The organism is Streptomyces sp. NPDC054887 (assembly GCF_053610585.1).
Genome location: NZ_JBSGYQ010000044.1, coordinates 1 through 23479, shown reverse-complemented (window position 1 = coordinate 23479; position 23479 = coordinate 1). Strand labels below are relative to the sequence as shown.

At 72.6% G+C, this 23479-nt stretch carries 18 protein-coding genes and 1 tRNA gene; 14 read left to right on the top strand and 5 right to left on the bottom strand.

Annotated elements, in window-relative coordinates:
• Positions 1-105 precede the first annotated feature (105 nt).
• The 4 genes from ACWGH0_RS23530 (at position 106) to ACWGH0_RS23515 (ending at position 10054) form a co-directional block, all read left to right on the top strand.
• Positions 106-1905: a S8 family peptidase gene (locus ACWGH0_RS23530; RefSeq protein WP_453406181.1), complete on the top strand. Its 1800-nt coding sequence runs from the start codon at positions 106-108 to the stop codon at positions 1903-1905.
• Positions 1906-2083: 178 nt separating this feature from the next.
• Positions 2084-5020, top strand: coding sequence for an AAA family ATPase (locus tag ACWGH0_RS23525; RefSeq protein WP_453406180.1), 2937 nt, complete (start codon positions 2084-2086; stop codon positions 5018-5020).
• Between the two features lie 7 nt (positions 5021-5027).
• On the top strand, positions 5028-7586 hold the full coding sequence (locus ACWGH0_RS23520; RefSeq protein ID WP_453406179.1) for a SpoIIE family protein phosphatase: 2559 nt from the start codon (positions 5028-5030) through the stop codon (positions 7584-7586).
• Positions 7583-10054 (top strand): SpoIIE family protein phosphatase, encoded by a 2472-nt coding sequence (locus tag ACWGH0_RS23515; protein WP_453406178.1) that lies wholly within the window; start codon positions 7583-7585, stop codon positions 10052-10054. The genes ACWGH0_RS23520 and ACWGH0_RS23515 overlap by 4 nt, the downstream gene beginning before the upstream one ends.
• A 125-nt stretch (positions 10055-10179) precedes the next feature.
• On the opposite strand, the gene ACWGH0_RS23510 is transcribed toward ACWGH0_RS23515, so the two are convergent.
• A tRNA-Pro gene (locus ACWGH0_RS23510) sits at positions 10180-10253 on the bottom strand.
• Positions 10254-10346: 93 nt separating this feature from the next.
• On the opposite strand from ACWGH0_RS23510, the gene ACWGH0_RS23505 reads away from it, so the two are divergent.
• Together ACWGH0_RS23505 and cobF are read left to right on the top strand one after the other, a co-directional pair.
• A complete protein-coding gene (locus ACWGH0_RS23505) occupies positions 10347-10880 on the top strand; it encodes a DUF309 domain-containing protein (protein WP_453406177.1) in 534 nt (177 codons plus the stop codon).
• On the top strand, positions 10877-11641 hold the full coding sequence (gene cobF / locus ACWGH0_RS23500) for a precorrin-6A synthase (deacetylating) (protein ID WP_453406176.1): 765 nt from the start codon (positions 10877-10879) through the stop codon (positions 11639-11641). The genes ACWGH0_RS23505 and cobF overlap by 4 nt, the downstream gene beginning before the upstream one ends.
• Here the strand turns inward: cobF and ACWGH0_RS23495 are convergent.
• Positions 11610-12395 (bottom strand): cobalt-precorrin-6A reductase, encoded by a 786-nt coding sequence (locus ACWGH0_RS23495; RefSeq protein ID WP_453406175.1) that lies wholly within the window; start codon positions 12393-12395, stop codon positions 11610-11612. The two genes, cobF and ACWGH0_RS23495, sit on opposite strands and share 32 nt — an antisense overlap.
• A 176-nt stretch (positions 12396-12571) precedes the next feature.
• On the opposite strand from ACWGH0_RS23495, the gene ACWGH0_RS23490 reads away from it, so the two are divergent.
• Positions 12572-14113 carry an RNA polymerase sigma factor gene (locus ACWGH0_RS23490; protein ID WP_453406174.1) on the top strand — a complete coding sequence of 514 codons (1542 nt, stop codon included), beginning with the start codon at positions 12572-12574 and terminating at the stop codon, positions 14111-14113.
• A 187-nt stretch (positions 14114-14300) separates the two neighbouring features.
• Here the strand turns inward: ACWGH0_RS23490 and ACWGH0_RS23485 are convergent, their stop codons facing one another.
• Positions 14301-14612 carry a hypothetical protein gene (locus ACWGH0_RS23485; protein WP_453406173.1) on the bottom strand — a complete coding sequence of 104 codons (312 nt, stop codon included), beginning with the start codon at positions 14610-14612 and terminating at the stop codon, positions 14301-14303.
• 134 nt (positions 14613-14746) lie between these two features.
• Here ACWGH0_RS23485 and ACWGH0_RS23480 point away from each other — a divergent pair, with 134 nt between their 5' ends.
• The 6 genes from ACWGH0_RS23480 (at position 14747) to ACWGH0_RS23455 (ending at position 20005) form a co-directional block, all read left to right on the top strand.
• Positions 14747-15169 carry a DUF350 domain-containing protein gene (locus ACWGH0_RS23480; RefSeq protein ID WP_453406172.1) on the top strand — a complete coding sequence of 141 codons (423 nt, stop codon included), beginning with the start codon at positions 14747-14749 and terminating at the stop codon, positions 15167-15169.
• Between the two features lie 320 nt (positions 15170-15489).
• Positions 15490-17073: an ATP-binding protein gene (locus ACWGH0_RS23475; RefSeq protein ID WP_453406171.1), complete on the top strand. Its 1584-nt coding sequence runs from the start codon at positions 15490-15492 to the stop codon at positions 17071-17073.
• Positions 17070-17477 carry a roadblock/LC7 domain-containing protein gene (locus ACWGH0_RS23470; RefSeq protein ID WP_453406170.1) on the top strand — a complete coding sequence of 136 codons (408 nt, stop codon included), beginning with the start codon at positions 17070-17072 and terminating at the stop codon, positions 17475-17477. The genes ACWGH0_RS23475 and ACWGH0_RS23470 overlap by 4 nt, the downstream gene beginning before the upstream one ends.
• Positions 17474-17848, top strand: coding sequence for a DUF742 domain-containing protein (locus ACWGH0_RS23465; RefSeq protein ID WP_453406169.1), 375 nt, complete (start codon positions 17474-17476; stop codon positions 17846-17848). The genes ACWGH0_RS23470 and ACWGH0_RS23465 overlap by 4 nt, the downstream gene beginning before the upstream one ends.
• Positions 17829-18440 carry a GTP-binding protein gene (locus ACWGH0_RS23460; RefSeq protein ID WP_453406168.1) on the top strand — a complete coding sequence of 204 codons (612 nt, stop codon included), beginning with the start codon at positions 17829-17831 and terminating at the stop codon, positions 18438-18440. Before ACWGH0_RS23465 ends, ACWGH0_RS23460 begins: the two co-directional genes overlap by 20 nt.
• Positions 18441-18469: 29 nt before the next feature.
• Positions 18470-20005 carry a cytochrome P450 gene (locus tag ACWGH0_RS23455; RefSeq protein WP_453406167.1) on the top strand — a complete coding sequence of 512 codons (1536 nt, stop codon included), beginning with the start codon at positions 18470-18472 and terminating at the stop codon, positions 20003-20005.
• Here the strand turns inward: ACWGH0_RS23455 and ACWGH0_RS23450 are convergent.
• The gene (locus ACWGH0_RS23450) at positions 19980-21017 is read right to left on the bottom strand and encodes a terpene synthase family protein (protein WP_453406166.1); all 1038 of its coding nucleotides are present in this window, start codon (positions 21015-21017) and stop codon (positions 19980-19982) included. The genes ACWGH0_RS23455 and ACWGH0_RS23450 overlap by 26 nt on opposite strands.
• 344 nt (positions 21018-21361) lie before the next feature.
• Here ACWGH0_RS23450 and ACWGH0_RS23445 point away from each other — a divergent pair, with 344 nt between their 5' ends.
• Positions 21362-22270 (top strand): TetR family transcriptional regulator C-terminal domain-containing protein, encoded by a 909-nt coding sequence (locus tag ACWGH0_RS23445; protein WP_453406165.1) that lies wholly within the window; start codon positions 21362-21364, stop codon positions 22268-22270.
• A 97-nt stretch (positions 22271-22367) separates the two neighbouring features.
• Here ACWGH0_RS23445 and ACWGH0_RS23440 read toward each other — a convergent pair whose 3' ends face one another.
• Positions 22368-23333: a YihY/virulence factor BrkB family protein gene (locus tag ACWGH0_RS23440; RefSeq protein ID WP_453406164.1), complete on the bottom strand. Its 966-nt coding sequence runs from the start codon at positions 23331-23333 to the stop codon at positions 22368-22370.
• Positions 23334-23479: the final 146 nt, after the last annotated feature.

Sequence of the window (23479 nt, the reverse complement as noted above, 5' to 3'; positions counted from 1 at the left end):
TGGCCCCCACGCCACTCGCGATTCCCGCGCCGCCCGCCCGCGCTCCGCACGTCAGTCATGAAAGGGAACACCTTGAACGGTTCCAGGCGGAGACTCATATCCGTCGTGGCCGCGACCGCCACGATCGCCGGCGTCGTTGCCACCTCCTCCGTGGCGTCCGCCGCCGCCACGGGCCCCTCCCCGAAGCCCGCCCCGGCTTCGCAGGCCATGACCGGACTGCCGACCGCCCCGGTCGAGAAGGTCATCGTCACGTACAAGTCCAAGGCCGAAGAGGCCGGTTCCAACACGGCGGCCAGGAAGGACGCCGCCGCCAAGGGCGAGAAGACCGGCGAGAGCCTGTCGTTCGAGCGCCGCCTCGCCGGTGGCGCCGCCCTGGTCGACCTGGGCGGCGAGGCGTCGAAGAAGGACCTGAGCGAGGTCATGGCCGCCTTCCGCGCCGACTCCTCGGTCGCGGCCGTGGAGCCCGACATCCGCGCCTACGCGATGGCGGTCACCCCGAACGACACGGACTACGCCAAGCAGTGGGACCTCTTCGAGGCCACCGGCGGCATGAACGTCCCCGGCGCGTGGGACAAGACGACCGGCAGCGGCGTCACCGTCGCCGTCATCGACACCGGTTACGCCGCCCACACGGACCTGGCCGGCAACGTCGTCGCCGGGTACGACTTCATCTCGTCCTCCGCCGACGCCCGTGACGGCAACGGCCGTGACAACAACGCCAAGGACGAGGGCGACTGGAACGCCACCGACGGCGAGTGCGGCACCGGGTCCAAGGCGAGCAACTCCTCCTGGCACGGCACGCACGTGGCCGGCACCATCGGCGCCGCCACCCACAACACCAAGGGCATCGCGGGCATCGCGTACAGCGCGAAGATCCAGCCCGTGCGCGTCCTCGGCAAGTGCGGCGGCTCCTCGGCCGACATCGCCGACGCCATCACCTGGGCGTCCGGCGGCACCGTCCCGGGCGTCACGGCGAACGCCACCCCGGCCAAGGTCATCAACCTGAGCCTCGGCGGCGCGAGCGCCACCTGCCCGAGCGTGTACCAGACCGCCATCAACGGCGCCGTCTCGCGCGGCACCACCGTGGTCGTCGCGGCGGGCAACAGCAACGCGAACGCCTCCGGCTTCACGCCCGCCAACTGCTCCGGCGTCATCAACGTGGCGTCCACCAGCCGTGAGGGCAACCGCTCGTACTACTCGAACTACGGCACCGTCGTCGACGTCTCCGCGCCCGGCGGCGAGACCCGTCGCGCCACGGACACGCCCGGCACGGTCACCACGCCCGAGAACGGCATCCTCTCGACGCTGAACTCCGGCACGACCACGCAGTCCACCGAGAACTACAAGCCCTACCAGGGCACTTCGATGGCCGCCCCGCACATCGCCGGCCTCGCCGCGCTCCTGAAGTCGGCCAAGAGCACCCTCACCCCGGCCGAGATCGAGTCCGCGATCAAGGCCAACGCCCGTCCGCTGCCCGGCACCTGCACCGGCGGCTGCGGCTCCGGCATCGCCGACACCACCAAGACCGTGAACGCCGTCACCGGCACCACGACCCCCGGCGGCGCCACCTTCACCAACGCCGCGAACGTGACGATCAGCGACAACACGACCGTCTCGTCCTCGCTCGCCGTCACCGGCCGCACCGGCAACGCCCCCGCCGCCCTGAAGGTCGACGTGGACATCAAGCACACCTGGCGCGGCGACCTGGTCGTGGACCTCGTCGCCCCCGACGGCACCGTGCGCAACCTGAAGGCCGCGTCCTCCTCGGACAGCGCCGACAACGTCGTCGCCACCTACACGGTCGACGCGTCGAGCGAGGTCGCCAACGGAACGTGGAAGCTCCAGGTCCGCGACGTCGCCTCGGGCGACACCGGTTACATCGACAGCTGGAGTCTCACCTTCTGAGACGTTGAATACGTCACACCCACGCTGTTCAGGGGCGCGTCCACGGCTTGCCGCGGACGCGCCTCGCCGCACGTCTGTCCGCATGCCGGACAAACGGTCTGGACGGCGGCCGCCGACTTCGTATTCTCTGCTCGCACGGGCAGTGGGCTCGCGCGCACCGGAGGGCGGTGGTGGGTTCGTGACGTCGGCGGTGAACCGACCCGCGCCGGTCGGGCGGACGGAACTCCTCGCGCGGCTCGAAAGGGTCCTGCACACCCGTGGCCGCGCCCTGCTCACCGGCCCCGCCGGAGTCGGCAAGACCGAACTCGCCCTGGCCGCCGCCGCGCGCGCCGAGGGCCGCGGCGAGACGGTGATCTGGCTGGCCACGCTCCCCGCCGACCGCGACATCCCCGGCGCGGCCGCCGCCGCCCTCGTGGCGTCCGTGGCGGCCTGCGTCTCCTGGCCCGCGCCCGGCGCCGCCCACAGCGGCCCGCACGGCCCCGGCGACCGGAACGATCCGGCCGCCCCCGGGACGTACGACCTGCTCGAAGGGCTGCCGGGCCCGCAGCGCACCGCGGTCGCGATGCTGTGCCGCGAGGCGGTCATCCCCGACGACGGCTGGGACGCCATCGCCCTGCGGCTCGCCCTCGCCCAGATCCTGCGGACCCTCGCCGCCCGCGGCCCCGTCCTGCTGGTGGTCGACGGCGTGCAGCGCGTCGACGACACCAGCGCCGACCTCATGCGCTTCGCCCTGCACCTGGCGCCGTCCGCGCTGCGGGTGCTCGCCGTGGAGACCCCTTCCCCGTACGAATCGGGCCCTCCCCCGAGCGGTGCGCCCGGCCCGGGGCAGGCGGGTCCCGAACCCCTGTGGGTGCCTTCCGAGGCCGACGTCCTGTTCGTACCGCCGCTCCAGGCCGACGAGATCGCCGAACTCCTCATCCACCACCGGCTGCCCTCCCGGATGGCCGGCCGCATCCACCGGGCCAGCGGCGGGAACCCCCGGCTGGCGCTGGCCGTCGGCCGCTCGCTCGCCGACGCGCGGACCCCCGTGCACCACGCCGAGACGCTTTCGCTCTCCGGGCGGGCCCGCGACCTGGCGCGCCAGTTGCTCGGCGCCGCCTCCCCCGACGTGCGCTCCACCCTGCTGCTGGCGGCGCTCGCCCTGCGCCCCACGGCCTCGCTGATACGCCGCGCCGGCCGCCCCACCGCCGAGGCCGACCTCGCCGCCGCCGAACGCGCGAACCTGATCTCGCTCGACGAGGACGGGACGGTCGGGTTCACCGCAGGCGTGCTGCCCTCGACGCTCGTGCACGACACCTGCTGGACCGAGCGCAGCGCCGGTCACGCCGCGCTGGCGCGGGTCGTCGACGACCCGGTGGAGGAGGTGCGCCACCGGGCCCTGGCCACCGACATCCCGGACGGGGACCTGGCCACCGAGGTCGCCGCCGCCGCCGACCTCGCGCGGCGCCGGGGCAACAGCGCGCTGGCCGCCGAACTGGCCCTGCTCGCCGCCGAGTCCACGCCCGTACGCGACGGCGTCCAGCGGATGGCCCGGCTCGTCGGCGCGGCCGAGGAGGCCGCCCGCGCCGCCCGCGCCGACCTGGCCATGCGCGCGGCGACCGACCTGCTGGCCCGCGACGCCGCACCGGCCGACCGCGTCCGCGCCCGGCTCGCGGTGCTGGACACGGCCGGTCAGGGGCTGTGCGACCTCGAAGAGATCTACGTCCACGCCATGGAGGACTCCGAGGGGGACACGGCCCTGCGCGCGGCCGTCCAGCTCCGGCTCGCCGTGAAGTACGTCCTGGCCGACGGCGACCCCGTCCGCTCCCGGGCCGCCGCCGTCGAGTCAGCCGCACTCGCCGGCTCGGTGGGCGACCGCCGCACCGCCGCGAGGGCGCTGACCGTACAGGCGCGCATGGACCGCGTCCTCGGCTCACCGGACGCGGAGCGGGTGCTGGCCGAGGCGCGGGCACTGGAGGTGTTCGAGCGTCCGCTCGGTATCCGCAACGCCGCGCAGATCCTGACCATCCGCCACGCCATGTTCGACGACCGGCTCACGGACGCCCGCGACCAGCTCAACGCCCTGCTGCCGCTGGTGGAGCGCCGCGGACCGGTGGAGGACTCCATCGAGCTGTTCCGTACGCTCGCCGAGATCGACGCCCGCCAGGGACAGTGCGCGGCGGCCCTCGCCCACGCCGGCCGGTCGCTGGCGCTGACCCTCGAGGCCGGTCTCTCCCCCGGCCCCGCCTGGTACGCCCTGGCCCTCGCGGAGACCGCGGGCGGCAGCTTCGAGCGTGCCGCGAGCTACGCCCGGCGCAGTGTCCGGGCCTCGGAGGAGGAGGGCGACCACGTGTTCCTCTCCCGCAGCCTGTACGCGCTCGGCCGGGTCCAGCTGATCAACGGCGACGTGGCGTCGGCCCTGGAGAGCCTGCGCCGGGTCCAGGCCGACGAGCGCGCCCAGTCGACCGTCGACCCGTCCATGCTGCGCTGGCACGAGGAGCTCGCCGAGGCGCTGCTGGCCAATGACGCGCCCGAGGAGGCCGCGTCCCTGCTGGACTCCGTGCGGCCGGTCGCCGAGCGGCTGGGCCGCACGACGGTGCTCCTCGGCTGCGACCGGGCGTACGCCCTCTACCTGGCGGCGAACGGCAAGCAGGACGAGGCGGCCTGCCTGCTCGCCCGTACGGCGGAGAGCTTCGCCGTGGCCGGGCTGCCGCTTGAACGCGGCCGGGCGCTCATCGCGCTGGCCCGCGTGGAGCGCCGCCGCCGCAGGAGATCGGCGGCCCAGAGCGCGGTGCACGCCGCCGCCGCGGTGTTCGAACGGGCCGGTGCGGTGCCCTGGCTGGGGCTGACCACCGAGACCTCGTCCCGTACGGCCGAACCGGCCCCCGCCCGGGGTGAGAGCCTCGCCGCCCTCACGGACGCGGAACTGCGCCTGGCCGTGCTGGTCGGCCAGGGCGCCAGCAATCAGGAGGCGGCGGCGAAGCTGTACCTGAGCGTGAAGACGGTCGAGGCCCGGCTGACCCGCATCTACCAGAAGCTGGACGTCCGCTCCCGCGCCCAGCTGGCGACCGCCCTGACCGCCCGGCCGGGCCACCTGCCGACGGCCGCCGCCACGGAGAACCCGGCGGTCGGCTGACGCGAAGATGCGCGACCCCTCGGCCGGGGAGCATCCTTGCTGTGTGACCTGGTACGGCGCGGCCGGGCCCGCCCCGCCGAGCCGGAGCGGGGCTTCCGGGAACCCGCACAGCGACGGCCGAGCCCCGGGCGAACTCGCCCTGGTGCTGGCCCAGGCCGCGGTGCACGCGATCGAGTCCGCGGGCGGCTTCGCCGGCGGGGTCTACCTGCGGTCGGGGACGCCGGGCCTGCTGCGGCTCGCGGTCCTCGGCGGACTGCCCGGCGCCCTGTTCCGCCCCTGGTGGCGCATGCACGTGAACCGCCCCTTCCCGGTGGCGGAGGTGCACCGCTCGGGGCAGCCCGTCCACCTCGCCGACGCCGAGGAGGCCATGCGCCGGTTTCCGCAGCTCATGGCGGGGCTGCCGTTCCCGTTCGGCTCGCTGTACGTTCCGGTCGCCGACGGCCGCGAGAAGTTCGGCGTACTGGTGGTGCTGCGCACGGCCACCACCGGTGTCCCCGTCGACGAGACCGACCGCCGCCGGATGCTGCACGCCGGGGAGCGGCTGGCCACCGCGCTCGCCGGGCTCCGGGCGGCCGGGGACCCCGTCGAGTGGGAGACCGAGCCGGTCTGCCTGCAACTGCCGTCCGTCACCACGCCGCCGGTACGGATCGGCAACTTCGACTGGGACCTGACCACCGGCGCGGTGTCGGCCGACGACGAGCTGTGCGCCATCCTCGGCACCTCACGGGCGGCCTTCCCCGGCACCGTCGACGCGCTGGCGGCGCGGCTGGATCCGGAGGACGCGTACGGACTGTGGGCCGTGGCCCGGCACGTGGCGAGGTCGGGCGCCCCGGCGTCGCGCCGGATGCGCCTGCGGGGCCCGGACGGCCGCCCCCACCTGCTGGAACTCACCGCACGGGCCCGGCCGCCCGGCAGCGGCCCGAGCGGCCGGCTACGGGGCTTCCTGGTCGACTTCGGCACCGGTCCCGCGGTCGCGGAGGCGACCGACCGGCTGCCGCGCGCCATCGTCTCCCTCGACCGGGTCGGACGGATCACGTACCTGAACCACAGCGCGGAGACGCTCTTCGGGCGCGCGCGCTCCCAGCTGATCGGCCGTGTCCTGTGGGAGGCGCTGCCGTGGTTCGGCCACCCGGCGTACGAGGAGCACTTCCGGGCCGCGCTGATGTCGGACGAAGACGTCCATTTCACCGCCCGCCGCACGCCGGGCCCCGAGGAGTGGCTGTCCGTCTCCCTGTACCCGGGCCACGACGGCCTGACCGCCACCCTCGCCCCCGCCGACCAGCCCGCCTACGCGCCGGGGTCCGTCACCCGGCCGGGCGCCGGGCTCGGCTCTCCCGCCGACCGCGCGTCGGCGCTGTACCGGCCGGTCGCCCTGGCCATCGCGCTGACCGAGGCCGTCACCGCGCGCCAGGTGTCGGCCGTGGTCACCGACGAACTGCTGCCCGCGTTCGGCGGCCGTCAGCTGGCGATCTACCTGCTGAACGAGAGGCACCTCTACCTGGCCTGGGAGACCGGCTTCCCGCAGGGGTTCCTCGACCGTTTCGACGGCGTGGCGCTCGACACCCGGCTGCCCGGCGTCGAGACGCTCACCTCGGGCCGCCCGATGTTCTTCGAGTCCATGGAGCACCTGGCCGCCGCCTACCCCGGCATCCCGATGGACGCCCACGTGGGCGCCAGGGCCTTTCTGCCGCTGATCGCCTCCGGGCGGCCCGTCGGCTCGTGCATCCTCGGCTTCGACCGGCCGCGCGGCTTCAGCCCCGAGGAGCGGACGGTGCTGACCGCCCTGGCCGGGCTCATCGCGCAGGCCCTGCAACGGGCCCAGCGCTACGACACGGAGGCGGCCCTCGCCCGGGGCCTGCAGAGCGCGCTGCTGCCGCACCGGCTGCCCGTCGTCGAGCACGTCGACACCGTGGCCCGGTACCTGCCCGGCACCCAGGGCATGGAGGTGGGAGGCGACTGGTACGACGTGGTCGGCACGGACCAGGGGCTGGCCCTGGTGGTGGGCGACGTACAGGGGCACGGTGTGGCGGCGGCCGCCACCATGGGCCAGTTGCGCAGCGCCGTACGGGCTTTCGCGCTCGCCGGCCAGGACCCGCGTGAGGTGATGCGGGACACGAACCGCCTGCTCATCGACATAGATCCGGGCCAGTTCGCCAGTTGCTGCTACATCGTCCTCGATCCCGTGACCGGGGCGGCGCAGGCCGTACGGGCCGGCCATCCGCAGCCCCTGCTGCGCCACGGCGACGGTACGGCGGAGGTCCTCGACCTGGCGGGAGGCATCGTGCTGGGCGTGGACCCGGAGGCGTCGTACCCGGTCACCGAGCTGCGCCTGGAGCCGGGCGCCGTCCTCGCCCTGTTCACCGACGGGCTGGTGGAGCAGCCGGGCATCGACATCGACCTGGGCGTCGAACGGCTGCGCGCGACCTTCTCCGCGATCGGTTCGTCGTCCCTGGCCGAGACCGCGGACCGCCTGATCACGGAGGCCAGACAGGCCGCCGACCGACCGGACGACATCGTGCTGCTGCTCGCCGCCCGCTGGGCGCAGCCGACGAGGCGGGCACCATGAGCGCGGAACACGCAGCAGGGGACGCCGATGTCCGCGGGCCCCTCGACGTCTCCAGGGCGGCCACCGCCGTGCTCGACGCCGACGGCACGGTCGTCGGCTGGAGCCCGGCGGCGCGCGGGCTGCTCGGGTACGCGCCGCGGGAGGTGCTCGGCCGGCCGCTCGACGCCCTGATGGCCGACGGCGACGACGGCTCCCCGCGGGAGGGCGCTCCGGACGCGGCGGCGTACCTGCCGGCCGGCGACCCGGCGGGCGCGGCCGCAGTCCGCCGGGTCCTGCGGATGCGGCACCGCGACGGGCACGTCGTACGGGTGGCCGTGACCGCCCTCGTGCTGTCCGCCGAGGGCAGGGGGCCGGCCCGGCTGCTGGCGGTGGCCGACGCCGAGGAGACGGAGCAGCACGAGGCACTCCAGTCGATGCTGCGCGGGCTGGCCACCCAGTCGCCCGTCGGCCTGGCGATCTACGACACGGACCTGCGGGTGGTGTGGACGAACGCGGCGCTCTGCCACGAGATGGGCGCCACCCAGTACACCGGGATGGGGCCGGACGAGATGGTGGCCGACGGGAAGATCCTGTCCGACGGCTACCCCCCGACCCTGGAGGAGACGATGCGCCGGGTGATGGCCACCGGCGAGCCCGTCATCGAGCTCCACTACCGCGGCCGCCCGCCCACCGACCCCGAGCGCGACCACGTCTGGTCGTGTTCGTACTACTGGCTGCGGGACGCCACCGGGGCCTCGCTGGGGGTGTGCGAGGAGACGATGGACGTCACCGACCGCTACCTCGCCCAGCAACGCCTGGACCTGCTGGTACGGGCCGGCGGCCGGGTCGGCACGACCCTGGACATGACCCGTACGGCCCAGGAGCTGTCGGACGTCACGGTCCCTCGGTTCGCCGACGCGGTCACGGTCGACCTGCTGGAGGCGGTGCTGGACGGCGACCAGCCGGCCGGCGGGAGCGCGGGCGAGGTGATCCGGGTGTGGGGCCCGGAGGGCGGGGCGGCCGCCACGGACCGGCCGGAGGACCGGCGGCGGATCGCGTATCCGCCCGGTTCCCCCCAGGCCCGCAGTCTGGCCTCCGGCCGCCCGGTGCCGGAACGGCCGGACGGCGCGGAGGGCGCCGACGGGCGGCCGCGCGGCCGGCTGGCGGTGCCGCTGCGCGCCGAGGGCGCCACGCTGGGCGTGGTCACGTTCGCCTGGGACCGCCGCCGGGACCCGTTCGACGCCGGCGAGCTGGCCGTGGCCGACGAGCTCGTCGCCCGGACCGCCGTGAGCATCGACAACGCCCGCCGCTACACCCGGGAGCACACCGCGGCGCTCATGCTCCAGCACAGCCTGCTGCCGCAGAGCCTGCCGGAGCTGTCCGGCGTGGAGATGGCGTACCGCTACCTGCCCGCCGACAACAAGGCCGGTGTCGGCGGCGACTGGTTCGACGTCATCCCGCTGTCGGGCACACGGGTCGGCCTGGTGGTGGGGGACGTGGTGGGCCACGGTCTGCGCGCCGCCGCCACCATGGGCCGCCTGCGCACGAGCGTACGGGCGCTCGCCCGGCTGGACTTCGCCCCCGACGAACTCCTCTCCCGGCTGGACGACCTCGTCACGCAGGCCGCCAACGAACGGGCCGTCCCCGTCGACGGCCACACGATGCCCTACGACGAGGCGCTGGGCGTGACGTGCCTGTACGCCGTGTACGACCCGGTGTCCGGCCAGTGCCGCATGGCCCGGGCGGGCCACCCGTCCCCCGCCGTGGTCGACCCCTCGACGGGAGCCGTCTCCTTCCCCGAGGTGCCCGCGGGGCCGCCGCTCGGCCTGGGCGGGCTGCCCTTCGAGACGGCGGAGCTGCACCTGCCGGAAGGCAGCCTCCTGGCGCTGTTCACCGACGGCCTCGTGCAGAGCGGCGAGCGCGACCTCGACGAGCAGCTCGACGCGCTGGGCTCCGTCCTCACCGAGCACCGCCGTCCGCTGGAGGAGCTGTGCGACCGGACGGTCGCGGCCCTGCTGCCGGGCGCCGTGGACGACGACGTGGCGCTGCTCCTCGTCCGTACGCACATGCTGGGCCGCGAACAGGTGGCGGTGTGGGACCTGACGGCCGATCCGGAGGCGGTCTCCCATGCCCGCGCGGTGGCGACCAAGAAGGTCGGCGAATGGGAGCTGGAGGAGCTGTCGTTCACCACCGAACTGGTGGTCAGCGAACTCGTCACGAACGCCGTCCGGCACGCCCCCGCCGGCCCGATCCAGCTGCGGCTCGTCCGCGACCGCACCCTGATCTGCGAGGTCTCCGACACCGGCCACACCTCTCCCCATCTGCGGCACGCCCGCATTGACGACGAAGGCGGCCGGGGCCTGTTCCTCGTCGCGCAGATGACGCAGCAGTGGGGAACGCGCTACACCCCGACCGGCAAGACCATCTGGACGGAACAGCCGTTCACGCCGGGAGAGGTGCCCCTCGACCTGTGGGACGACGACCTCTGACCGTGCGGCGACCCGCGGCCCGCGGGGCCGGGCCAACCCGGGAAAGCCGGACCGGCCCGACCCGGGAAACCGAAAAGGCCGTATCGGATTCCTCCGACACGGCCTTCGACCCGCGTGAACGCAAGTCGGGACGACAGGATTTGAACCTGCGACCCCTTGACCCCCAGTCAAGTGCGCTACCAAGCTGCGCCACGTCCCGGTGCCCGCCTGACCTGGGGTTTCCCCTGGCTGGGCGCGCAACAGAACCATACCTCACTCTGTGCGTGCTCCCGACTCCGGTGACAATGGGCGGATGGACGACAGGGAACGGGACAGGAGGGACCGCGACCCCGAGGGGCGGGCGCGCAACGCGCGGCCGCGCGACGGGCTCGGCAGGCCGCTGCCCTACGGGGCCGAGGGTGTGGCCCGGCAGCCGGAGGGCGTGGATCGCACCGGGGCGCAGACGGTGGACGATGCGCAGCGGCTGCTGGACGCCGGTATGCCGTTCCACGCGCACGAGGTCTTCGAGGACGCCTGGAAGGCGGGCCCCGAGGCGGAACGCGCCCTGTGGCGCGGCCTGGCCCAGCTGGCCGTCGGCCTCACCCACGCGGCCCGGGGCAACAGGAACGGCGGCGCCACGCTGCTGCGGCGCGGGGCGGCCGGCCTCGCGGCGTACGACGACACCCGCCCGTACGGGATCGCCCTCGGAGAACTCGTCGGGTGGGCCGAGGAGCTGGCGGACCGCGTTCTGCGGCAGGAGGGGCCCGTACCGGCGGCCGGCAGCGCACCGCGGCTGCGTGGGCGGGCCGGGGCCGCCGGAGCCGATGCGGCAGACTCCCTGCGGTGAGAAAGATTCATGTCATAGGCATCGGCGCGGGCGACCCGGACCATCTGACGATCCAGGCCGTCAAAGCGCTCAACACGGTCGACGTCTTCTTCCTGCTCGACAAGGGGGAGGAGAAGTCCGACCTGATCCGGCTGAGGCACGAGATCCTCGACCGCCACATCGCGGACGGCCGGCAGTACCGGCTGGTCGAGGGCCGCGACCCGGACCGCGACCGCGGGGCCGGGGGCGCCGACTACTCCCCCGCGGTCGGCGACTGGCGCAGCCGCCGGGCCGACGTCTTCGAGCGGATGATCACCGACGAGCTGGGCGAGGACGGCACCGGCGCGTTCCTGGTGTGGGGCGACCCGGCGCTGTACGACAGCACGCTCGGCATCCTGGAGGAGATCCTGGAGCGCGGGAGGGTGGCCTTCGACTACGACGTGGTGCCCGGCGTCAGCAGCGTGTCCGCGCTGGTGGCCCGCCACCGCACCGGGCTCAACCGGATCGCGAAGCCCGTCCAGATCACGACGGGCCGACGGCTCGCCGAGGGCTGGCCCGAGGGCACGGACGACGTGGTGGTCATGCTCGACGCGCACCAGGTCTTCCAGCGGTACGCCGAGGAGGACCCGTACATCTACTGGGGCGCCTACATCGGCACCGCGGACGAGATCCTCGTCTCCGGCAGGCTCTCCGACGTCTCGGACCGGATCCTGGAGCTGCGCGCCGAGGCCCGCGCCCGCAAGGGCTGGATCATGGACACGTACCTGCTGCGCCGGGGCTGAGGCACCCGAGCCGCTCCAGCTCCCGGACCGCCTCCGCGGTGTCGGGGACGGTCCGCACACCCGGCGGCGGGGGCGGCCGCCGCACAACGAGGACCGGCAGGCCGAGGTCGCGGGCGGCGGTGAGCTTGGCGGCGGTGGCCGGGCCCCCGCTGTCCTTGGTGACCAGGACGTCGGCGGCGAACGTGCGCAGCACCTCCTTCTCGCCCTCGACGGTGTACGGGCCGCGGTCGAGCAGCAGCCGGGTACGGCGCGGCAGCGGCGGCTCCGGGGGCTCCACGGACCGTACGAGGAAGTCCAGGTCCTCCAGATGGGCGAAGGCGGCGAGGCCGAGCCTGCCGGTGGTCAGGAAGACCCGGCGGCCGAGTGCGGGCAGCAGCGCCGCCGCTCCCGCCAGGTCGTCTGCGTGGTGCCACCGGTCGCCCGGACCCGGCTGCCAGCCGGGGCGGCGCAGGGCGACCAGCGGGACTCCGGCCGCGTCGGCGGCGGTGGCGGCGTTCGCGCTGATACGGGCGGCGAACGGGTGGGTGGCGTCGACCACCGCGGTGACGCCGTGGCCGCTCAGCCAGGCCGCCATCGGTCCGGGGCCGCCGAAGCCTCCGACGCGAATCTCGCCTTCAGGCATCCTTGGATGTGTCACCCGTCCCGCGAGTGAGGTCGTCACCCGCAGGAGGGGGACCGGGGCCAGTGTCCGCGCTAGCTGCCTGGCTTCCGTCGTACCGCCGAGTATCAGTACATGGGCCGTGCCGGTGATCATGCCGTCACGCTACCGGAGGGGCCCCGAGCGGGCCGTTTCGGGAAAGTGGTTCAGGTCACTCCATTCAAGGCGTAACGAAATGGCGCGAGCGTGCGATGAACCCACAGGTGTCGTCGCGCTGCCCCATACGTCATGCGACCTCGCCAAGTCATCATTTTTGCTACGAGAGGCTCCTCGTGTCGGTCAGTCCGTCCCGCCCGTTCCCACAGGAGATTGCGGAATCCCCTTCCCTGGTCGCGCTCATCGAGCGTGGCAAGGAGCAGGGTCACATCAACGGCGACGACGTACGCCACGCCTTCGAGGCGGACAGCATCCCCGCGGACCAGCTCAAGCGGGTGCTGCGCAGCCTCAACCAGGTCCTCGACGAAGAGGGCGTGACGCTGATGGTCACGGCGCCCAAGGCCCCGGCCAAGGCGCCCGTCAAGCGTGCCCGCAAGGCCGTCGCGCGGGACGAGGAGAAGCGTCCGGCGGTCAAGAAAGCCGCGGTGAAGAAGACCGTCAAGAAGACCGCCACGGCGACGTCTCAGGCGGCTCCCGCGTCAATATCGGTAATGGAGTCCGCCGCCGAGGCCGAGGCCCCGGCGGCGCCGGCGAAGCGCGCCGCGAAGAAGACGACCGCGAAGAAGACCGCCGCCAAGAAGGCCGCCGCGGCCCCCGACGAGCCGCAGGGCGACGCCTGGGCCGACGAGGCGCCCGTCGCCGACGAGGCCGACGAGAAGCCGGTGAAGCAGCCGCAGCAGGGTGACGGCTACGTCCTGTCCGACGAGGACGAGGACGACGCGCCCGCGCAGCAGGTCATGGTCGCCGGCGCCACCGCCGACCCGGTCAAGGACTACCTCAAGCTGATCGGCAAGGTTCCCCTCCTCAACGCCGAGCAGGAGGTGGAGCTCGCCAAGCGCATCGAGGCCGGCCTCTTCTCCGAGCACAAGCTGGAGGAGGAGGACGAGCAGGACCCCGTCTTCCGGCGCGAGCTGGAGATCCTGGTCGAGGACGGCCGCCGGGCCAAGAACCACCTGCTGGAGGCCAACCTCCGCCTCGTGGTGTCGCTGGCCAAGCGCTACACGGGCCGCGGCATGCTGTTCCTGGACCTGATCCAGGAGGGCAACGTCGGTCTGATCCGCGCGGTGGAGAAGTTCGACTACACCAAGGGCTTCAAGTTCTCCACGTACGCCACCTGGTGGATCCGCCAGGCGATCACCCGCGCGATGGCCGACCAGGCCCGCACCATCCGCATCCCGGTGCACATGGTCGAGGTCATCAACAAGCTGGCCCGCGTCCAGCGCCAGATGCTCCAGGACCTGGGCCGCGAGCCCACCCCGGAGGAGCTGGCCAAGGAACTCGACATGACCCCCGAGAAGGTCATCGAGGTCCAGAAGTACGGCCGCGAGCCCATCTCGCTGCACACCCCGCTGGGTGAGGAGGGCGACAGCGAGTTCGGTGACCTCATCGAGGACTCCGAGGCTGTCGTCCCGGCCGACGCGGTCTCCTTCACGTTCCTCCAGGAGCAGCTGCACTCGGTGCTCGACACCCTGTCCGAGCGCGAGGCGGGCGTGGTCTCGATGCGCTTCGGTCTGGCCGACGGTCAGCCGAAGACGCTGGACGAGATCGGCAAGGTCTACGGAGTGACGCGTGAGCGCATCCGCCAGATCGAGTCGAAGACGATGTCCAAGCTCCGCCACCCGTCGCGCTCGCAGGTGCTGCGCGACTACCTCGACTAGGAGGTCCGGGAGCCCCGGCTCCCGCACAGCGGCTTCGGCGCCTCGGGCGGAATACTCGCCCGTGGCGCCGAGCCGCGTTCCGGGGCCGGGACTGCCGTCCGTCGGTCGAAGGGATGCCGGTCCGGGATGCCGGTCCGGGATGCCGGTCCGGGATGCCGCTCGGGGGATGCCGGTCAGGGGACGCCCGTCAGGGGATCAGGAACGCGTCCGCCGCCACCGCCGCCGCGAGGCCCGACACGAGCAGCCAGGTCGCGAGCCGGGTGCGCCCGCGCCGGCTGAGCTCGATCACGCCCCCGCACAGGATGAGCGCCAGCCCGTACACGCCGACGACCAGCACCGACGACCGGCTCGCGAGCCGTACGGCGAGGACCGCCGCCACCGCCGCCATCAGGACCGAGGCGGCGGCGATCCGCAGGCGTCTGGCCTGCCGCGGCGTGAGACCGCCGGTCCGTGCGGAAGAGGGGTCGGTCACGGCCTGTTCCTGGTCAGAAGCGCTCATGAGTTCGGATCGTAATGCGTCGTACGGACAGCCGGGACACCATCCGCGCCCCGTGCCGCCGCCCCAGGACACCCGTGCGATAGGTTTTGCCTCTCCTTGACCACGATCGACTTCACGCGCGGAGACACAGACCAATGGAAGACATCGTCAACGGACTTGGCCGCTCCGCCGCGTACGGGGCCCTGGGCGTGGTGCTGCTGACGCTCGGCATATTCCTGGTGGACGCCCTGACGCCCGGCAAGCTCGGCCGGCAGATCTGGGAGCAGCGCAACCGCAACGCGGCGCTGCTGCTGAGTTCGGCGCTGCTGGGCATCGGCGGGATCGTCTTCACCTCGATCTGGACGACGTACACCGACTTCGGCAAGGGCCTCCTGTCGACCGCCGCGTTCGGGGTGCTGGGGCTCGTGATGATGGCGGTGGCGTTCTGGGTCGTCGACCTCGTGACGCCGGGGAAGTTGGGCGAGACGCTGGTCCAGGACGAGCCGCACCCGGCGGTGTGGGTGACCGCGTCGTGCAACATCGCCGTCGCCGCGATCATCTCGGCGTCCATCGCCTGAGGCGGGGGCGCGGCGCGCCCCCACACCTCGCCCGGCCCAGGCCGCTTCCGCTACCGCGGGAGCGGCCTTTGTGCGTACACAAGCCCCAATCGTCACCCGATCGGTTACTCCTTGCGCACACGCATGAGCCCAGTGTGCAAAATTGGCGAGTCTAAACCCGCCGGGGAGGCCCGTGCAGAGGGTTACGTGAATATGCCGTCGCACTGATCCGATCTGGCTAAGCTCGCTCGAAGCGCGCCGAGTTGATATGAAATCACGCGCTTGTTCGTAAGTGTCGTGATGGCCGAATACATCCCCGAATCGACCGCCAGAGGGTTTACATGGTTCGCGTTGAATCGCCTCCAACTGACCGAAAATCCCCGTTCTTCCGCGCGCTCGTGCCTCCCGTCCTGCTGATGGCCGCGGCCACTGCCGCCGCCTACGTCCTCGTACCGGCGTCGGCGCGGATACCGGTCGTCTGCTTCGGAGCGCTGGCGACCCTGGTGGTGACGGCCGTCGCCGCCGAAGTCGTCCGCCGCGGACGGGCCATGGACGCCCTGCGCGCGGAGTACGGGCAGCGCCTGGCCCTCCTGGACCAGCGCATCACCGGCCACGACCGGCAGACCCTGCGGCTGAGCAACGAGCTGCTCCCGGCGACCATTCGCCGCCTCCGCCAGGGCCAGTCGCCCGCCGAGGTCATGCGCGACATGGTCGACGCGGACCCGACGTACCGCGATCTGCCCGAGCCCGAGCGCGCGTTGGTGCGCTCCGTCCTGGAGATCGTCGACAACGAGGAGGCGATGCGCGACTCGGCGCAGCGCGCCTTCGTCAACATCGCGCGCCGCGTGCAGGCCATCGTCCACCAGCAGTCCAGCGAGCTGCGGCTGATGGAGGAGGACCACGGGCGCAACCCCGCCGTCTTCGACGACCTGCTGCGTCTCGACCACGGCACCTCGCTGATCGGCCGCCTCGCCGACTCCATCGCCGTCCTCGGCGGCGGTCGGCCCGGACGTCAGTGGCCGCAGCCCGTACCGCTGTTCAGCGTGCTGCGCGGCGCGATGTCGCGCATCCTGGAGTACCAGCGGGTCGATCTCCACTCGATCGCCAAGGTCGCCGTCATCGGCACCGCCGTCGAACCGCTCATCCACGCCTGCGCCGAACTCCTCGACAACGCCACGCGCTACTCCCCTCCGCAGACCCGGGTGCACGTCACCGCGGTCGAGGTGCAGACGGGCATCGCCATCGAGATCGAGGACGGCGGCGTCAGCCTCAGCGAGGAGGCCCGCGGCCGCGCCGAGCGCATGCTGGCGCAGGCCCAGGCCGGCATCGACCTCAACGACCTCGGTGAGACGCCGCGGCTCGGCATGGCCGTGGTCGGCCGGCTCTCGCAGATGTACGACCTCAAGGTCTCGCTGCGGCAGTCCGCGTACGGCGGCGTCCGCGCCGTGCTCATCGTGCCGCGCGAGGTGATCACCACCGGGCCTGCCCCCGGCATCGCCCACGGCATCGGCGCGACGGCCGTCCCCCGCCAGGGCCCGTCGGGTCTGTCCGCGGCGGAGGAGGCCCGTGTCCCGCGGCGCAAGCCGCGGCCGGCAGCCCAGCCGAAGCGGCCGGTGCACGTGCCGGTCGCACGGGAGGAGGACGTCCCCGAGGTGACCGAATGGACGGCGCAGGGCCTCCCGCAGCGCCGCAGCCGGGGCCGGGCGCCGCTCGGCTCGCACAACCTGCCGCCGGAGCAGCGCCCCGGGGTGGTCAACGGCCACACCAACGGCCACACCAACGGCCACGCGAGCGGCGCGGCCAAGGAGGAGCCGGAGCCGGGCCTCTGGCTCGAAGCCTTCACCAAGGGGTTCAACGGCGAGGCGCCGGACCCGTCTGCCGGTGACGAACCAGATGACGCGTTGGACAAGGGAGATCTCAAGTGATCACGCAGCGGGCGAACTTCGACTGGATGCTCAAGGAGCTGGCCGACGGGGTGCCGCAGGTCCAGCAGATCGTCGTCCTGTCCGCGGACGGGCTGCGCATCGCCCGGCACGGCGGTGACCCCGACGCCGCCGACCGGCTCGCGGCGGCCTGCGCGGGGCTCCAGAGCCTCGCCGCGGCCGTCGCCACGGAAATCCCGTACAGCGAGGGCAAGATGCGGCTCGTCGTCATCGAGGTCGACGGCGGTCTCTTCTACCTGATGGCCGCCGGAACCGGGGCGTACCTCGCGGTACTCGCCGACGACACGGTGGACGCCGGCCTCATGGGCGCCCGTATGCGGGATCTGGTCATCCGGATCGGAGCTCATCTGACCAGCCCGCCGCGCCACGACGGGCAGACCGTATGAGTCCGCCCCGCCGAGAACGACGAGAGCCGGAGAAGGACGAGACGAAGGATCCGGAACGGCTGTACGTACTGACCGGCGGCCCGGACGGCGCCGAGCGGGCGCCGCTCGACCTCGTCACCATGGTCGTCTCCCGTACCGAACCGACGCCGACGGTGCAGCCGGAGCAGGCAGCGATCCTGCGGCTGTGCCAGGCGCCGTTGTCCGTGGCCGAGATCTCGGCGTATCTCAGCCTGCCCTTCAGCGTCGTGACGGCGCTGCTGACCGAACTCCTCGCCACCGAGCTGGTCGAATCGCGGGCGCCGATCGTCCGCGCCACCCTTCCGGACCGGTCCCTCCTCGAAGCGGTGATGCATGGACTTCAGAAGCTCTGACACGATCACCGGCCCGCGCAGCGAGGACGTTCTCCCCACCACGGCCACGGCCGCGGTGAAGATCGTCATCGTGGGCGGGTTCGGCGTGGGCAAGACCACGATGGTGGGCTCGGTGAGCGAGATCCGCCCGCTGACCACCGAGGAGACGATGACCGAAGCCGGGGTCGGCGTCGACGACAACCTGGAGGGCAAGACCGCCACCACCGTCGCGATGGACTTCGGCCGGATCAGCATCAGCGACGAACTGGTCCTCTACCTGTTCGGCACCCCCGGCCAGGAGCGCTTCTGGTTCCTGTGGAACGGGCTGTTCGAAGGCGCCCTCGGCGCGGTGGTGCTGATCGACACCCGCCGGCTCGAGGTCAGCTTCGACGTGATCGGGCGCCTGGAGGAGCGGGGCGTGCCGTTCGTCGTCGCGATCAACACGTTCCCCGACGCGCCCCGGCACCCCGTCGACGCCCTGCGCACCGCCCTCGACCTGCCCCCGGAAGTACCGATAGTGGACTGCGACGCGCGAGGACGCGGGTCCTGCCGCGACGTGCTGCTGACGCTGATGCGCTATCTGCACGCCCTGTCCCTGCAACCGCCGGCCTGACGCCCGCTCGTCCGATACCTGGAGTGACCGTGACAACCCCCTTCCACCATCTACCCGGAGCGGACGACGGGGCCCTCCCGCCCCCCGGCTGCCCGGCCCACGCCGTCGCCGGAACGGGCCCGGGCGGCCTGCGCCGGCTGTACGGACCGGAGCACGAGAGCGACCCGATGGCCGTGTACGAGAAGCTGCGCGCCGAGCACGGCCCGGTGGCCCCCGTACTGCTCAACGACGACGTACCGGCCTGGCTGGTCCTCGGCCACACCGAGAACCTGCACATGACGCGCACCCCGTCGCAGTTCTCCCGCGACTCGCGCCGATGGCGGCTGGTCGCCGACGGCACCGTCCCCCCGGACCACTCGCTGGCGCCCATCTTCACCTGGCAGCCCATCTGCGTCTTCGCCGACGGCGGGGACCACGAGCGGCTGCGCGGCGCCGTCACCGACAGCATCGCGCGCATCGACACCCGGGGTGTGCGCCGCCACATCAACCGGTACAGCAACCGGCTCGTCAACAGCTTCTGCCAGGACGGCAAGGCCGACCTGGTGGGCCGGTTCGCCGAGCACCTGCCGATGATGGTGATGTGCCAGATCCTCGGCATGCCCGAGGAGTACAACGAGCGGATGGTGCAGTCCGCCCGCGACATGATCAAGGGAACGGCGACGGCGAACGCCAGCAACGCCTATGTGATGGGCGTGCTGAGCAGGCATGTGGCCAAGCGCCGCACGGCGCCCCAGGAGGACTTCACGACCTGGCTCGTGGAACATCCGGCCGGGCTCACCGACGACGAGGTCAGCCAGCACCTGCGACTGGTGCTCATCGCGGCGTACGAGACGACCGCCAACCTGATCGCCAACGTCCTGCGCATGGTGCTCACCGACCCGCGCTTCCGCGCCCAGCTCAGCGGCGGCCACATGACGCTGCCCGAGGCGGTCGAGCAGACGCTGTGGGACGAGCCGCCGTTCACCACCATCCTCGGCCGCTGGGCCGTGGGGGACACCGAGTTCGGCGGGCAGCAGATCAAGAGGGGCGACGCCCTGATCGTGGGGATCGCCGCCGCCAACGTCGACCCGGTGGTACGTCCCGACCCGCACGCCTCGATGCAGGGCAACCGCGCCCACCTCGCCTTCAGCGGCGGGCCGCACGAATGCCCGGGCCAGGACATCGGCCGCGCCATCGCCGACACCGGCATCGACGCCCTCCTGATGCGCCTGCCGGACCTCCAACTCTCTGTCGGGGAGCACGAGCTGCGGTACCGCAGCTCCCTCATGTCGAGGCACCTCATCGAGCTGCCGGTGCAGTTCGCCGCGCGGCCGCCGGAGGCCGACCCCGGCCACCCGACCACGAAGTCGCGCACGACGCCGCAGCCGGACTGGCAGGTGAACTCCCCCACGCCGGCCGTCGCGTCCGCGCAGCCGGCGGCCCGGGTGCCGGGCCCCGCCCCGCAGACCGTGTCCGCACCGCTTCCCGCCGCGGCGCGGACGCCGGTCATGATCCCGGCCCAGCGCAGGCCGGTGGCGCCCAAGCGGCTGTGGCAGGCGGTCACCCGCTGGTGGCGCGGCTACTGACCGCCAGCTGGTCCCACCACCAGGAGATCGTCGGCAGGGGCAGTGGTTCGAGACTGTCGTCGGCGGGACGCTGCTTCCACCACCCCTCGTCCGGTTTGCCCTCCGGAGCGGACGGCACGCTGTACCGGGGACAGGTGGAGGCCCAGTCGAGGTGCCCGCGGATGAACTGGCCGAGCCCCTGTACGTAGCGGCGCAGTCCCCCTCCGGCGTCCCTCAGCACCTGGTCGCGCAACCGCAGGAAGAGCACCATGACGCGGTCCCGCATCGCCACGGCCTCCCGGAGTGCGTGGTGCGGGTCGCAGTCGAGTTCCTGGCACAGCACGTCGACGAGGTTGAGGTTGTCGTCGGCCCGCAGGAGCTCCTTGTTGCGGGAGTAGAGGTCGTTGTCCCAGCTGACCAGTGTCCAGGTGATCTCGGTGAGGGCCCGCACCCGCGGGTCCTCCAGGTCGTTGTCGGGCACCGAGTACCCGGCGACGATCTCGATCATGGCGGTGGACGGGGCCATGCCTATGGCCCTCATCCACAGCGTGACGTAGTCGTTCAGCGACGGCAGGTCGGGGTTCCGCCGCCACGCCGCCTCCCACACGAGCCCCGAGGTGTAGACCCGCATGGCGTCGGTCCAGCGGCGCACCTGCTGCCGGGACGCGTACCGTTCCAGTTCCAGACGCAGGGAGCGCAACGCCGCCGTGTGCGGCGACTCGTCCGGCTGCGGGACGGTCGGGGCCTCCAGGGCCCGCATGATGCGGGACGTCTCCTGCGCGAGGGTGTCCGCGGTGGCGTACGCCTCGTCGCACACACCGTCGTCGAGCGAGAAGAGCACGGCGTGGAACCTGGCCATCAGCGTCAGCGGTTCGATCTGCCCGTACGCCATCGTGGACGCCGTCAGCCCGCCGAAGTCGCACAGGGCGAGGCGCCGCCGCTGATGGTCGTCCGCGTCGAGACTCTGCTGGAGCATCCACCGCACCGTCATGTCGTTGAGCGCCTCGGCGGACGGGTGGACGGCGGACGGCACCGGGCAGTAGAAAGGCGCCCTCGGTAACTGCCGGCCCCGTCGACTTGGCGAGATTACGTTCATGTTCGGCCTCCCCTTGAGTGCCACCGCGTGCGCTGGGGCCTATATGCCCATGTCCGACCGGCAATAACAATGCAACTGGCCGCCGCGTGAGCCAAGTTGATCGTAGGTTGCCCAAAGTTGCAGAAGTCCGCTTTCACCGCTGTGCCGGGGGTTCTCACGGCTTATGACCCCGACTGACGCACGGGTCAGCCGCACCGAACGGGCCGGAATGCCCTGCAGGGCACGGCACTTCGACTGAGCCCCGTTGCGCTCTTCTCAACGCGTGGTTACGGTGACCGACCATGCGGCCTGAAACCGGAAGTCGTGTCGGCGACGGTGGCGGTGAGGTGGCCGGGCGGGTGCGCCAGGTGATCGCCACCGCGGGGGTGAGCCGGCGCGAGTTCGCCCGGCGGATCGTCATGGAACCCTCGAAACTTTCGCGTTCGCTCAGCGGTTCGCGCCGGTTCACGGTGGCCGAATTGGCGCGTATCGCCGATACCGCCGACGTGGACGCGGGCTGGCTGCTGGGGTCCCGTACCGGGGCCGCCACGAAGCCTGCGGCCGTACGACGCGAACGCGCGACGGCCGTCGGGTCCTGCGAGGGCGGCAGGCCGCTCCAGATTCTCCGAGAGACCGTGCGGCTGATCGCGGAGCGCGGCTTGCACGCCGTACGGATCGCCGACATAGCGGCGGCCTGCGCGACCAGCTCCGCCGCCGTGCACTACCACTTCCCCGGCCGGGAGCAGTTGCTGGAAGCGGCCGTGCGCTGGTGCTTGGAGGAGGAAGCCGCCCGCCTGGCGGCCGTGGTCACCGGGGCGGGGGACGCGGCGCAGGAGCTGCGGCGGCTGATCGAGCTGCGGACGCCGTGCACGCCGCAGCAGCGGTGGGCGTGCGCCATCCGGCTCCACCTCTGGTCCGAGGCGGCGCGCTCGACCGCCGTGGGCCGGCTGCACACCGCGCACTGCGACCAGTGGCGGGCCACGGTCGCCGACGTCCTGCGGCGCGGGACCCGCCAGGGGGCCTTCCGCCCCGGCACGGACCCGGACGCCGAAGCGCTGCGGCTCACGGCTCTGATGGACGGCCTGGCCGCGCAGGTGCTGGCGGCCGAACCGGGCCCGGATGCCGGTACGCGCCCCGAGGACATGCGGGCGGCGCTGCACGCGTACGTGGAAGCCACGCTGGTCATGCCTCGGCCCTCCCCCGCGGACTGAAGCCCGGCCCCCTGCGGACTGGAGCCCGGCCGCGGCGGCCCGGGCACCGGCTTGGTCCCGGTGCGCGCCGGTGCCTGCCGGTGCGCGCCTGCCGTGGTCAGGCTCCTGGGCCCGGATCGGGCATGACCGGCTCCAGGATGCCCGCGCGGGCGGCTTCGAGCTGCGCCGCGAACGCCACGCCGAGGAAGAGCGCGATGCCGGTGAGGTTCGCCCAGAGCATCAGGGCGACGAACGCGGTGAGCGGGCCGTAGACCGCGCCGAACGAGCCGCTCTCGGCGACGTACAGGGCGAGCAGCCAGGTCGCGACGACCCACAGCACCAGGTGTACGGCGGACCCGACGGCCAACCAGGTGTAGCCGGGCTGGTCGCGGCGGGGCGCCCAGCGGAAGATCACCGCCGACGCCAGCAGGGCGAGCAGGACGCCGACGGGCACCTGCAGCGGCCCCCACAGGTCGAGCAGGGTCTCCGGCCAGCCCAGAGCCTCCACGAGCGAATCGCCCACCGCCTCGCCGGCGACGAGGACCAGGAAGCCGAGCACCATCGGTATGCCGGCCCCCAGGGCCAGCAGGAGACTGCGCCCGTACTTCGCGTGGAACGGCCGGTCCCGCTCAATCCCGTAGATGCGGTTGCTGCCGCGCTCGATCTGCCCCATGGCGGAGGTGAGGTTCAGTACGGCGAAGCCCAGTCCGAGCCACATCGCGACGGCGATCGACGTACTGCCGCCGGCGCTGCGCCGGGTGTCCGCGAGTGCGTCCTCGACCAGTTCGTTGCTCGCGCCCGGCACGATGTGTCCGAGCGTCAGTTCCACCACCCGCCCCACACTGTCGGTGTGCACGCTGGCGGCGACGCCGACCAGGGCGATGGCGAAGGGCACTATGCCCAGCACGACTTGGAAGGCGAGCGACCGCGCGTGGCTGAAGCCGTCCGCGTACCGGAAACGGGCGAAGGCGTCGAGGAGCAGCTTGCGCCCCCCGTAGTGCCGTAGAGCGGTCAGGGCCTCGTCGCCGGAGAGCTCTTCCCCGATCATGTCCCGAGTCTGGGGGACATGCACCACAGTTCCCATCGAACGCCCGCTTTCATTCATTGTTTCGTCGGAACGAGAATACGAGCCCCGAACGCAAAAAAGCCCCGGCCCCTGGACATAAGTCCAGGGGCCGGGGCATAAAATTTTTTAGGCGGCGTCCAACAATACCACAGGGTCCCCCCTGC

Coding starts and splice junctions, on each gene's coding strand:
- ACWGH0_RS23520 (WP_453406179.1), top strand. CDS start 5,028: ATGCGCGACCCCTCGGCCGGGGAGCATCCTTGCTGTGTGACCTGGTAC.
- ACWGH0_RS23515 (WP_453406178.1), top strand. CDS start 7,583: ATGAGCGCGGAACACGCAGCAGGGGACGCCGATGTCCGCGGGCCCCTC.
- ACWGH0_RS23505 (WP_453406177.1), top strand. CDS start 10,347: ATGGACGACAGGGAACGGGACAGGAGGGACCGCGACCCCGAGGGGCGG.
- ACWGH0_RS23495 (WP_453406175.1), bottom strand. CDS start 12,395: ATGATCACCGGCACGGCCCATGTACTGATACTCGGCGGTACGACGGAA.
- ACWGH0_RS23485 (WP_453406173.1), bottom strand. CDS start 14,612: ATGAGCGCTTCTGACCAGGAACAGGCCGTGACCGACCCCTCTTCCGCA.
- ACWGH0_RS23480 (WP_453406172.1), top strand. CDS start 14,747: ATGGAAGACATCGTCAACGGACTTGGCCGCTCCGCCGCGTACGGGGCC.
- ACWGH0_RS23475 (WP_453406171.1), top strand. CDS start 15,490: ATGGTTCGCGTTGAATCGCCTCCAACTGACCGAAAATCCCCGTTCTTC.
- ACWGH0_RS23465 (WP_453406169.1), top strand. CDS start 17,474: ATGAGTCCGCCCCGCCGAGAACGACGAGAGCCGGAGAAGGACGAGACG.
- ACWGH0_RS23460 (WP_453406168.1), top strand. CDS start 17,829: ATGGACTTCAGAAGCTCTGACACGATCACCGGCCCGCGCAGCGAGGAC.
- ACWGH0_RS23445 (WP_453406165.1), top strand. CDS start 21,362: ATGCGGCCTGAAACCGGAAGTCGTGTCGGCGACGGTGGCGGTGAGGTG.
- ACWGH0_RS23440 (WP_453406164.1), bottom strand. CDS start 23,333: ATGGGAACTGTGGTGCATGTCCCCCAGACTCGGGACATGATCGGGGAA.